Source organism: Microbacterium sp. SA156 (assembly GCF_049065455.1).
In the GTDB taxonomy this organism is placed as follows: domain Bacteria; phylum Actinomycetota; class Actinomycetes; order Actinomycetales; family Microbacteriaceae; genus Microbacterium; species Microbacterium barkeri.
Genome location: NZ_JBAKGU010000007.1, coordinates 154629 through 165939, shown reverse-complemented (window position 1 = coordinate 165939; position 11311 = coordinate 154629). Strand labels below are relative to the sequence as shown.

Here is an 11311-nt window from a genome sequence, read left to right as displayed (position 1 = left end):
CCCTCGTTCACGATCGGCTCCCAGCTCATCGAGACCCGGCTCCGCCCTGCGCGAGGGCCGCGACGCCGACGGCGATGGCCGCGAGGCCAGCGAGCAGGACGACGGTGGCGGCCATCCGCACGGCGCGACGGGCGCGCGCCTGGCGCGCGCGAAGCACCTCAGGAGCGCGGCGCGCGGCGTCGAGCTCCCGTCGGCGGCGCTCCGCCTCGAGCTCCAGCTCACGGCGCCGGCGTTCGCGACCGGCCGCGGCCTCGTCGCGCTCGCGCTCGAGGCGCGCCTGCACCTCCATCCGCTTGCGCTCGAGCTCGAGGCGGTCGCGCTCGGCGCGCAGCCGCTCGTCCTCGGCGCGCAGCTGGCGCACGAGCTTCTCCTGCGCGCGTGCCTCGCGCGCGCTCAGCTCGACGCGGATCTCGTCGGGCGTCTCGCTCGTCTCCGCGAGCACGCGCAGAGCCTGGTTGAGCCGGACCGCGTTGCGCTCGGCGGCGTTGTAGCGCATGCGCGCCTGCCAGGTCGGGAGGAGGTAGACGATCCAGAGCAGCACGGCGACCGCGATGATCACGCCGCCGCCCAGCATCTGCCCGCCCATGAAGACAAAGGTAGGCGACGACGGTGCGCGGCCCGCGCTCGCGCCCGCGTGTCGCGCGCGGAGCGGTCAGGAGGCGAGTGTGTCGCTCGGCGGGATGGCCGCGGCGTCGGTGGGCGCGCGACCGCTGACCCACCGGGCGAGAACGCCTTCCGGCACCTCCTCGCGGACGAGCGCGAAGGCGTAGTGGTCGCGCCAGTCGCCGTCGATGTGGATGTACCGACGGCGCAGCCCCTCGTACCGGAATCCGAGCTTCTGGACCACGCGCAGGCTCGGCACGTTCTCGGGCCGGATGCAGATCTCCATGCGGTGCAGACGGAGATCGGTGAAGCAGAGGTCGGTCGCGAGCGCGACGGCTGTCGGGGTGATGCCGCGGCCTGCGAAGCGCTCACTCACCCAGTAGCCGATCGTCGCGGACGAGAGGGAGCCGCGGGCGATCCCCCACACGTTGAGCTGACCGCAGACGACGCCCTCGTACTCCATGACGAGGGGCACGCCGACGCCGTCGCGGTACTGCTGCAGCAGGCGCCGGATGCCGGCGCGCATGTCGAAGGAGATGGCGCCGTCGGGGTTCGTGGCCTCCCACGGGCGCAGCCACGAGCGGTTCGCGAGCAGCTCCTGCTGGAGCGTGCGCGCGTCCCGCGGACGCACGAGTCGGATGGACACCGCGCCGTGCTCACGCCACGCCTGGGTATCCATCCGACTCCTCGGCAGATGTCTCGAGCGACCGGGCTCAGAGAGTGGTCGCGAACTCCTTGAACCAGGGTCGCAGGTCCGGGCCGAGGTCGGCGCGGTCCGCGGCGAGCTGGACGATGGCCTTGATGTAGTCGAGGCGGTCGCCCGTGTCGTAGCGGCGCCCGCGGAAGATGACGCCGTAGACCCCGGGGCCCGCTTCGTCGGCCGCGACCTCCTGCAGCGCGTCGGTCAGCTGGATCTCGCCGCCCTTGCCGGGCTCCGTGCGCTCGAGCACATCGAAGATCGCGGGGGTCAGCACATAGCGGCCGATGATCGCGAGGTTCGACGGCGCGTCCTCCTTGGCGGGCTTCTCGACGAGGCCCTTCACGCGGACGACGCCCTCGGTGTCGGTCGGCTCGACGTCGGCGCAGCCGTACATGTGGATCTGGTCGGGGTCGACCTCCATGAGGGCGATGACCTGCGCGCCGCGCTTGGCCTGCTCGTCGATCATCGTCGTGAGCAGCTCGTCGCGCTCGTCGATGAGGTCGTCGCCCAGGAGGACGGCGAACGGCGAGTCGCCCACGTGAGCCTGGGCGCGCAGCACCGCGTGACCGAGGCCCTTGGGGTCGCCCTGGCGGACGAAGTGGATGTCGGCGAGGTCGCTGGATGCCTGGACGCGCTCGAGACGGCCCGTGTCGCCCTTCTTCTCGAGGTTGCGCTCGAGCTCGGGGACCGAGTCGAAGTGGTTCGCGAGCGCGTTCTTGTTGCGCCCGATGATCATCAGCACATCGCGGATGCCGGCGGCGACAGCCTCTTCGACGACGTACTGGATCGCCGGCTTGTCGACGACCGGCAGCATCTCCTTGGGCGTGGCCTTCGTCGCCGGAAGGAAGCGCGTGCCCAGCCCGGCGGCGGGGATGACCGCCTTGATCTTCGGTGAATCCATGCTGACAGCCTAGGCGATGCCCCGTTATCCGCCTGTGATCGCCCTGCGACACGGGGCGCGTCTCCTAGGATCGGGACATGCCCGGAGAGCTCGATCAGGCCAAGCGCGCCCTGCGCGCGGAGATCCGCGAGCGCCGCCAGCTGCTCTCGCCCGCGCAGCGCGAGGCGGCGGGAGTGGGCATCCACCGCGAGCTCGACGCGCTCGTCGCGCGTCTGGGCGCGCGCTCCCTGTCCTGCTATCTGTCAGGCCCGACCGAGCCGGACACGCGCCCGTTCATCCGCTCCGCCCTCGAGCGCGGCCTCCGCGTGCTGCTGCCGATCACGCGTGCAGACGGCCTCCTGGACTGGACGGCCGCGAGCGCGGACGGCGACGAGATCGAGAGCGCGTACGGCGTTCCCGAGGCCGTCGGCGAGGTGCTCGGGCCGATCGCGGTCAACGACGTCGACCTCCTCGTCGTGCCCGCGTCGGCCGTGGACGGCGAGGGGCTCCGGATGGGCTGGGGCCGGGGCTTCTACGACAAGACGCTCGGCTCGATGGCGCACAGGCCGCCCGTATACGCGGTGATCTATGATTCCGAGTTGGTCGATCGCGTTCCGCGCGATCTCCATGATCAGTCCGTCGACGGCGTCGTGACCCCGACGCGCACCGTCGCGTTCCGCGGCTGACGACTCCGCTCCATCATCCGAACGAGGACCCATGCCCACATACGCCTACGCCTGCAAGTCCTGTGGCCACCGGTTCGACGCCGTCCAGGCCTTCAGCGACCCGTCGCTCACCGAGTGCCCCGAGTGCGGGGGCGAGCTGCGCAAGCAGTACGGCTCGATCGGCGTGACGTTCAACGGCGCGGGCTTCTACCGCACGGACTCTCGGAATACTGCGTCCTCCTCCGGCGCGGGTGCTGGATCCGCGTCCTCGTCTGCGCCATCATCGGGGTCGGGAGCCTCCGCTCCCGCCGCGGCCGGCGCCTGACGCCCCGCGGTTCGACTTCTCGCCGGCGTCGTCGGCAGATGGGGGAACCACCACCATGATCCAGGGCTTCAAGGAGTTCATCTCCCGCGGCAACGTCATCGACCTCGCGGTCGCGGTCATCATCGGCGCCGCGTTCGCCGCGATCGTCACGGCCGTCGTCGACAACCTCGTCAACCCGCTCATCGGCGCCTTCGTGCCCTCGGGCGACCTCGCCAGCTGGGTCATCCCGATCCCGGGCCTCTTCGCCACGGCGAACCTCGGCATCGGCGGCATCATCTCGGCGATCATCAACTTCCTCGCGGTGGCCGCCGTCGTGTACTTCGCGCTCGTGCTGCCGATGAACAAGCTCGCCGAGCGCCGCAAGGCCAAGCTCGGCGTCACCGAGGACGTCCCCGCTCCCACGCAGGAGGAGCTCCTCGCGGAGATCCGCGACCTGCTCGCGAAGCAGGGCTCCCGCTGACCCGCGCGCACATGACGAAGGGCGCCTCCCGTTCGGGAGGCGCCCTTCTCCGTCGGAGGGCCGGATGGCCGCGTCACCAGTGCGGCGGACGATCCCTCCGGAGCCGCTCGTCGTTCGGGCCCTTCTCCCCCGCGGCGGGGCGAGCGCCCGCGTCCGCGCCGCGCAGGGTCGCCTCCGCATCCGCGTCGGCGAGCGTGCCCTCCACGCGCGTGAGACGGGCTCGACGCGCGCCGGCGACGCGCTCGACCCGCTGACGAGGCTCGTCCGACATCAGAAGGCGAGCGGCTCGGTGTCCGGGTCGACGCGGGGCGTGTCGGCGGAGACGCCCAGCACGGCCGCGATGCGCTCGGCGACCGCGGCAGGGTCGCTGTAGAGGTCGAAGGCGTGCACGCGGACGTAGTGCCAGCCGAGCCGCCGCAGGGCGTGCGGGCGCAGCCGGAGCGACTCGCGCAGCGACGCGTCCTGCGATTCGGGGTCGCTCTCCACGACGACGGCCTTGCCGCTGCGCTGCGCGACGAGCGGGAGCATCCCGTGGTAGTCCACGTCGACGGCGACGCCCAGTCGGCGCAGCTCGCGCGCGAGCACGCGCGTGAGCGGATCCGCGTCGTCCTCGCGCCGCGCCTCGCGGCCTCGCCCGTCGATGCTCGCGAGGATGCCCATGAGGATGGCCGCGCCGTGCTCGAGGCGGCCGTCGTCGGCCGCGGGGCGGATCGACGACACGATCACCATCGAGCGCCGCGCGCGGGTCATGCCGACGGTCAGGAGCCTCTCGCCGTCCGGCGTGGAGAGGTCGCCGAAGTCGCTCAGCACGCGGCCGTGCTTGGTCACGCCGTACCCGAGCGAGAAGATCACGCGGTCGCGGCTCTCGGCGACCGACTCCTCGAGCGTGAGCACCGTGAGCGGCTCGGTCGTGTCGCGCGCGACGAAGTCCGCGACATCCGAGCGGCCCGCGAACGCGGTCGTCACAGCGGAGCGGATGCGCTCGGCGTGCCGACGGCTCGCGGTGATCACCATGAGCGACTCGTGCGGGCGGTTCACGGCGTGCTCGACGACGAGCGTCACGACGCGCTGGACCTCGGCATCGGGGCTCTCGACGGCGCCGCTCTCCGGGTCGGGCGCGCCGTAGCCGCCCTCGACGTAGTCGACCGACAGGCTGCCGCGGCCGAGATACGACCCGGCCCAGGGCAGCGACACGATCTCGCCGCCGTAGAACGCATCGTTCACGAGCTCGGCGAGGTCCTCGCCGCCCGCCCGGTAGCTGCGGGTCAGCGTCTCGACCGGGAGCACGTCGGCGAGGCGCTCGAACGCACTGGCCTGCTCGCCGCCCGCGGGAGGGCTCTCGAGCACCGCGACGGAGAAGGGCAGGGGCCGCTGCGTCACAGGATCGCCGAAGGCGACGACCTGCCGTGCGCGGCGGATGGCCGGGGCCGCCTCCGCGAGGCCGATCGCCCCGGAGTCGGCGATGAGCACGACGTCGAAGCCCGGCGCGTCGGGGATGAGGGGCACGTCGTAGGGCGACGCGATCCAGACCGGCGCGATGACGCGCGACAGGGTCGGCGCGATCGCTGCGAGCGCCTCAGCGCTCACGTCGCCGCGCGTGAGGGAACGCTTGAGGGCCTCCGCCTCGCCCGGCTCGTCGACGATGCCGATCTTCCACTGCGTCGCGAGCTGCCAGGCGAGCAGCGGGCCGGATGCCGCGGCGTGCGCCTCGTCGACGAGGCGGAAGTCGCGCTCGAGCCGGTCGACGACCGATGTGTTGGCGCCCAGCAGCGCGCGGTCGCTCTGCAGAAGGTGCTCGAGGGCCGACTGCCACCACGCGAACTCGAGCTCCTCGCCCACGCGCTCCTCGTCGACATGGCGGACCGACAGCTCGGTCAGGAGCGGCTCGAGGCCGAGGCGCGACAGCTCCGCGCGCAGCTCGGCGCGCTCGACGATGTTGTCGAAGACGTCGGAGTCGGCGGCGAGCCCGGCGAGCGTGCGCACGAGACGCTCCACGGGCATCGATGCGAGCCGCGACCCGCGCCCGAGGGCCGCGTCGAGCTCGCTCAGCTCGGCCTCCACGCGCTGCCACTCGACCTGCACATCGGCGAGTCCGAGCGGCAGCTCGGGGATCGTCCCCACGTCGACGAGCTGCTGCCACTGCTGACGCTGGTGCTGGATCCGCGACAGCGCGGCGTGCATGTCGGTGACGTGCACACCAGGGCGCAGGTACTCCTTCGAGAGGCGCTTGAGGCGCCGGCGCTGCGCGCCGGGCAGGCCCGACTCACGCCGCGGACCGAAGGCCTTGATCATGTCGCCGAGCGGGCGCTCGAACACCGACGGCGTGAACCGGTCGAGCGAGTCGCGGATCCCGTGCAGAAGCCGCAGGTACTCCCCCAGCTCGTCGATCGTCGTGAACGGGCGCATCCGCGTCTGCGAGATGAGCTCGTATCCGCGCTCGAGGAGGTTCGGCACGCTCGTGCGGTGCAGCTTGCCGGCCATCCGATGCGCCGCCCGGGCGTCGTCGGTCGACGAGAAGGAGACGCCGTACCACGGCGAGTCGTCGGGGCCCACGCGGAACTCGCCCAGGCGCGCGGCGAGCGCCAGGGTCGATGCGGCCTTCGAGCGGTCGCCCGCGAGCTGCTCGAGGGCCCGGGTGCCGAGGCGGGCGGATGTCGACGGCGGGGTCGGCAGGGCCGCGAGCCGCGTGAGGGTGCGCGTCGCCTCGAGCACCGAGATGCCGAGCCCGGCGTGCACGCGCGTGAGAGCGTGGCGGTAGTCGCGCAGCACCGAGCGGAGACGCACGAGGGCGTCGTCGATGTCGGAGACCTTGGGCTGCGTCGCCTTCTCGTTGCGGCCGATCGCGCGGATGAGGTCGCGCCGCAGGTCGGTCGGCGACACCGCGAGGGCGTCGAGCCCGATGCCCGCGAGACGATGGCGGATGCCTTCGAGGGTCGAGCGGCGCGCGCTCACGACGAGGACCCGCTTGCCGTCGCGCACGAGCGCGCCCACGGCGTTGATGATCGTCTGCGTGCCGCCCGTGCCGGGCAGGGTGTGCACCGCGAGAGACTGTCCGGCCGTGATGCGCGCCAGCACGCGCTCCTGCTCGGCATCCGCATCGAGCAGGAGCATGTCGGATGCCGGCGCGCGCTCATCGGGGTGCGGCACGGCGGGTGCCGGGCGCTGGGCGCCCAGGGCAGCGAGGTCGTCGGGGTGGCCGGCGAGCGCGTTCAGGACCGGATGGTTGAGCTCGCGCATATCGCGCGCCATGACCTCGCCGACCTCCGCGAACGTCGAGACGATGAGCCGCGGCTTGACGCTGAAGGTGTCGACGTGCGCGACGAGGCCGCGCAGGCGGTCGATCACGGGCTGGGGCTTGAACACACCCTCGTCGTAGGCGAGCTCGGCGAGCGCGTCGCCGTCGATGTCGATCCCGAAGTGATCCTGCGCGATGCGGACGAGCTCGGGGTTCACGGCGAAGCGGCCGTGGAGCTTCAGCTCGAAGTCGGAGTGATGGCGGCGGATGGCGAGCGGGCGCAGGAGGACCGGCGCGACGAACTCCTCGTCGCCGACGCGCCACGTCGCGAGGCCGACCGCGAGGCGCACGGCGTCGATGCCGCGCACGGTGCGCAGCTCGAGGTTCTTCGCCGTGATCCGCTCCGCGGCCAGGCGGGCGGTGCGCAGCGCGACCTCGTCGCGGAAGAGGTTCGACAGCAGCGTCGACCGTCCCGTGATGAACTGCGGGAGGCTGCCGGGGTGCGCCTTCGTGATCTCGATGCCCGACTCGGGCGCCGGCCGATAGCGCAGGAGCGGCGACCGTCCGCCGAGCGCCCCGGCCAGAGACCGCAGCTGCTCCCGTTCGGAGGACGCGACATGCGCGACCGACACGTCGGGGTCGGCGACGCGGAGGTCCGCGGGCGTCACGGGCACGAGCCTCGTGGTCTCCACGGCGTCGTCTTCAGCGGGCAGCACACCAGTCAGGGTAGGCGGACGCGCCTCAAAGTCACCCGCGTGCCGCGGAGTTTCGCCGGATTACCCGGGCGCACGGCCCCTGCGACGCCGTCTGCACAGGCGCTCTCCATCGGCGCGTCGGCTCCCGGCCGCTCCGCGCGAGCGCCGCACGGCCGTCCGCCCCTTCAGGATGGACGCATGACCTACCGGTACGCGATCCTCCCCACGCCCGTCGGCGACGCGGTCTCGGCGTTCTCCGACGAGGGCCTCGTCGCGCTGCGTCTCGCCGCCGAGCCCGAGTGGGCGCTCGAGTCCGTCTCCCGCGAGCTGCGCGGCGCCCTCCTTCCCGACGACGGCTCGGACGCCGCCGAGGAGCTCGCCGCGCAGCTCGAGGGCTACTTCGCGGGCGAGCGCCGGCGCTTCGACCTCGCGCTGGACTGGCGCCTCGCGACGGGCTTCACGCGAGAGGCCCTCGAGGCGGTGCGCGAGATCCCCTACGGCACCACGGCGAGCTACGGCGAGGTCGCCGCCATGGCGGGGCGCCCGCGCGCCGCCCGCGCGGTCGGCACGGCCTGCCGCACGACGCCCTACTCGCTGATCGTCCCGGTGCACCGGGTCATCCGCGCCGACGGGACGATCGGCGGCTACGGCGGCGACATCGAGCTGAAGCGCCACCTCATCGAGCTCGAGCAGGACGCGCTCGGCGCGTGAGGCCATCCGCCCGCCGCACACGGGAGCGCCGACCCGCGAGTAGGCCGCGGGTCGGCGCTCCTTCCGCCTCAGTGGACGCCGCTCAGTGCTCGACCGCCTTCTCGGCACCGAACCCGGTGAGCGAGCGCACCTCCATCTCGGCCGCGAGACGCGGGTCCTCCGCCGAGCGCGAGGTCAGCGAGCCGATCCATCCGAGGAGGAACCCGACCGGGATCGAGACGATCCCCGGGTTGCTCAAGGGCCAGATCGCGAAGTCGGCGGCGGGGAACACGCTCGTCTCGGTGCCCGAGAACACGGGCGAGAAGATGATGAGCACCAGGGCCGTGCCGAGGCCGCCGTACATGCTCCACACCGCGCCACGCGTCGTGAAGCCGCGCCAGAACAGCGAGTAGAGGATCGTCGGCAGGTTCGCCGACGCCGCGACCGCGAACGCGAGCGCCACGAGGAACGCCACGTTCTGCCCCTGCACGCCGATGCCGCCGACGATCGCCAGCGCGCCGATCACGAGCACCGTGATGCGGGCGACCCGCACCTCGCCGTCGCCCTCCACGCGCCCGTTCTTGATGACGTTCGCGTAGATGTCGTGGGCGAACGAGGTCGCGGCCGTGATCGTGAGGCCCGCGACGACCGCGAGGATCGTCGCGAACGCGACCGCGGAGATGAACCCCATCAGCACGGGGCCCCCGAGCGCCTGCGCGAGCAGCGGAGCGGCCGAGTTCACGCCGCCCGGCGCGGCCGCGATCGTCTCCGCGCCCACGAGCGCTCCCGCGCCGTAGCCGAGCACGAGCGTGAGCAGGTAGAACAGCCCGATGAGCCAGATCGCCCACACGACCGAGCGACGCGCCTCTTTCGCCGTCGGCACCGTGTAGAAGCGCATGAGCACGTGCGGCAGGCCGGCCGTGCCGAGCACGAGCGCCATCCCGAGCGACAGGAAGTCGAGCGGCTTCGCGCCGTACTGGAGGCCGGGCGCGAGGATGGCCTCGCCTGCCGACGCGTTCGCGACCGCGGCGCCGAGAAGGCCGTTGAAGTCGAACCCGTGCTGCGCGAGCACCCAGATCGCCATCGCGATGGCGCCGCCGATGAGGAGGAAGGCCTTCACGATCTGCACCCAGGTCGTGCCCTTCATCCCGCCGATGAGCACGTAGACGACCATGAGGACGCCCACGACCGCGATGACCACCGACTGGCCGACACGGTCGCCGACCCCGAGCAGAAGCGACACGAGGCCGCCCGCTCCCGACATCTGCGCGAGGAGGTAGAACAGGCACACCGCGAGGGTCGTGATCGCAGCGGCCATCCGCACGGGACGCTGCCGCAGGCGGAACGACAGCACGTCGGCCATCGTGAACTTGCCCGTGTTGCGCATGAGCTCGGCGACGAGCAGCAGCGCGACGAGCCACGCCACGAGGAAGCCGATCGAGTACAGGAACCCGTCGTACCCGTTCAGCGCGATCGCGCCGACGATGCCGAGGAACGACGCGGCGGAGAGGTAGTCCCCCGCGATCGCGAAGCCGTTCTGCGGCCCGCTGAACGAGCGCCCGCCAGCGTAGAAATCCGCCGCGGTCTTGTTGTTGCGACTCGCCCTGATGACGATGAACAGCGTGACCGCGACGAAGGCGCCGAACACGCTGATATTGAGGATCGGGTTGTTCTCCATCTGCGCCGGTGCCGCTGCCATCCATGCGCTCATGCGCCGGCCGCCTTCCGCTCGAGTTCAGACCGGATCTCGGCGGAGATCGGGTCGAGTCGGCGATTCGCGAAGGCCACGTACCCCATCGTGATCGCGAATGTCGTGACGAATTGGCCCAATCCGAAGAGCAGGCCGACGGTGATATCTCCCCACACCCTCTGCCCCATGAACTCGGGGAAGAAGCCCGCGAGGACGACGTAGAGGAAATACCAGACGAGGAAGAATGCCGCCAGCGGGAAGATGAAGCTCCGCTGGGTGCGCTTCAGTTCGCGGAAACGCGGTGAATCCTCCACCGCCGCATAGTCGATCGACGTCGTCGGGGCGACGCCGCCCGGAGAGTCAGTCATGAGGCCTCCTTGCCGCATGGTCCCTGCCGCACTGCGTGTTCGCAGAGCCGGTGTTCCGGCACGTCGCCGGTGATATCTTCGACGCTACGGAAAGCGACAGAGCGGTCGTCACCCCCGAAAGTAGGTATCCCCGGTGCAGACAGTGTTGCCGTCTCGCGGAGCCGATGAGCAGCGGCTCGTCGCGGGCGCCGTCGACGAGCTCGCTCGGCGCACGCGCTTCCCCGTCGCGTTCGGCGGACTCCTGGAGGACGGCCGCGTCGCGATGTCGGCCTTCCACGGCACGCGGACGTCGGCGCTCGACGGGCTCGCGGTGCGCCCCGAGCGCGGCCTCGGCGGGCGCGCGATCATGGAGCTGCGCCCCCGCTTCGCGAGCGACTACCGCACGGCGAAGCAGATCACGCACGACTACGACCCGTACATCCTCGGCGAGGGCATCGGCACCCTCCTCGCCGTGCCCGTCATCGTCCAGGGACGCGCACGAGGCGTGCTCTACGGCGCCGCCTGGGGCCAGTGGAACGTCGGCGGGGTCGCCGCGGCTCCCGCCGTCGAGGTCGCCGACCGGCTCGCGAGCCAGATCGCCGCGCTCGACGCGTCGCGGCGGCGACGGGAGGCCGCGGCGGAGTCGTCGGCCGTGCTCCCGCCCGCGCACCAGGAGGAGCTGCGGGAGACCTACGCCGAGCTGCGGCGCATCGCGGCCGCCGTCGATGACGGCGCCATCCGATCCCGTCTCGAGGAGGTCGAGCGTCGGCTCGCCGCGCTCTCCGGCGTGGCCGTGTCGGCACCGCGTCCGGCGGCCGAGCCGACCGTGCACCTCTCGCCGCGCGAGGTCGACGTGCTCGCCTGCGCTGCTCTCGGTGCGACGAATGCCGAGATCGCCGCTCAGCTGGGTCTTCGCGAGGGAACGGTGAAGGCCTATCTCGGCGCCGCGATGTCGAAACTCGACGCCTCGACGCGTTTGGCCGCGGTCGCGAAAGCGCGTCGCGCCGGTATTCTGCCCTGA

At 72.0% G+C, this 11311-nt stretch carries 12 protein-coding genes; 5 read left to right on the top strand and 7 right to left on the bottom strand.

The genetic code is table 11. The features are described from left to right. Positions 1-25 precede the first annotated feature (25 nt). The 3 genes from ACOWU6_RS08975 to galU all read right to left on the bottom strand — a co-directional run bounded on the left by ACOWU6_RS08975 (position 26) and on the right by galU (position 2204). On the bottom strand, positions 26-586 hold the full coding sequence (locus ACOWU6_RS08975) for a hypothetical protein (RefSeq protein ID WP_421075464.1): 561 nt from the start codon (positions 584-586) through the stop codon (positions 26-28). A gap of 66 nt (positions 587-652) precedes the next feature. Beyond that, positions 653-1282 carry a GNAT family N-acetyltransferase gene (locus ACOWU6_RS08970; protein WP_421075463.1) on the bottom strand — a complete coding sequence of 210 codons (630 nt, stop codon included), beginning with the start codon at positions 1280-1282 and terminating at the stop codon, positions 653-655. Positions 1283-1316: 34 nt separating this feature from the next. Continuing rightward, entirely contained in the window at positions 1317-2204 is an 888-nt protein-coding gene (gene galU / locus ACOWU6_RS08965; RefSeq protein WP_271173541.1) for a UTP--glucose-1-phosphate uridylyltransferase GalU, read from the bottom strand. A 77-nt stretch (positions 2205-2281) separates the two neighbouring features. On the opposite strand from galU, the gene ACOWU6_RS08960 reads away from it, so the two are divergent. From ACOWU6_RS08960 to mscL, 3 genes are read left to right on the top strand one after another with little or no spacing between them, the layout of a single operon-like run. Then, positions 2282-2869, top strand: a complete 588-nt coding sequence (locus tag ACOWU6_RS08960) for a 5-formyltetrahydrofolate cyclo-ligase (RefSeq protein ID WP_421075462.1) — start codon at positions 2282-2284, stop codon at positions 2867-2869. Positions 2870-2900: 31 nt separating this feature from the next. Continuing rightward, the gene (locus ACOWU6_RS08955) at positions 2901-3173 is read left to right on the top strand and encodes an FmdB family zinc ribbon protein (RefSeq protein WP_282979386.1); all 273 of its coding nucleotides are present in this window, start codon (positions 2901-2903) and stop codon (positions 3171-3173) included. Between the two features lie 55 nt (positions 3174-3228). Then, a complete protein-coding gene (gene mscL, locus ACOWU6_RS08950) occupies positions 3229-3633 on the top strand; it encodes a large conductance mechanosensitive channel protein MscL (RefSeq protein ID WP_421075461.1) in 405 nt (134 codons plus the stop codon). Between the two features lie 73 nt (positions 3634-3706). Here mscL and ACOWU6_RS08945 read toward each other — a convergent pair whose 3' ends face one another. Both ACOWU6_RS08945 and ACOWU6_RS08940 read right to left on the bottom strand, forming a co-directional pair. Further along, positions 3707-3904 (bottom strand): hypothetical protein, encoded by a 198-nt coding sequence (locus ACOWU6_RS08945; RefSeq protein ID WP_421075460.1) that lies wholly within the window; start codon positions 3902-3904, stop codon positions 3707-3709. Beyond that, positions 3904-7584 carry an AAA family ATPase gene (locus ACOWU6_RS08940; RefSeq protein ID WP_421075459.1) on the bottom strand — a complete coding sequence of 1227 codons (3681 nt, stop codon included), beginning with the start codon at positions 7582-7584 and terminating at the stop codon, positions 3904-3906. Before ACOWU6_RS08940 ends, ACOWU6_RS08945 begins: the two co-directional genes overlap by 1 nt. Positions 7585-7761: 177 nt before the next feature. Between ACOWU6_RS08940 and ACOWU6_RS08935 the strand changes: the two genes are divergently transcribed. Next, entirely contained in the window at positions 7762-8274 is a 513-nt protein-coding gene (locus ACOWU6_RS08935; protein WP_282979389.1) for a methylated-DNA--[protein]-cysteine S-methyltransferase, read from the top strand. 82 nt (positions 8275-8356) lie between these two features. Here ACOWU6_RS08935 and ACOWU6_RS08930 read toward each other — a convergent pair whose 3' ends face one another. Next, entirely contained in the window at positions 8357-9964 is a 1608-nt protein-coding gene (locus tag ACOWU6_RS08930; RefSeq protein ID WP_271173548.1) for a solute symporter family protein, read from the bottom strand. Beyond that, a complete protein-coding gene (locus ACOWU6_RS08925; RefSeq protein ID WP_271173549.1) occupies positions 9961-10311 on the bottom strand; it encodes a DUF485 domain-containing protein in 351 nt (116 codons plus the stop codon). Before ACOWU6_RS08925 ends, ACOWU6_RS08930 begins: the two co-directional genes overlap by 4 nt. A gap of 133 nt (positions 10312-10444) precedes the next feature. Here ACOWU6_RS08925 and ACOWU6_RS08920 point away from each other — a divergent pair, with 133 nt between their 5' ends. Continuing rightward, entirely contained in the window at positions 10445-11311 is an 867-nt protein-coding gene (locus ACOWU6_RS08920) for a LuxR C-terminal-related transcriptional regulator (protein WP_282979390.1), read from the top strand.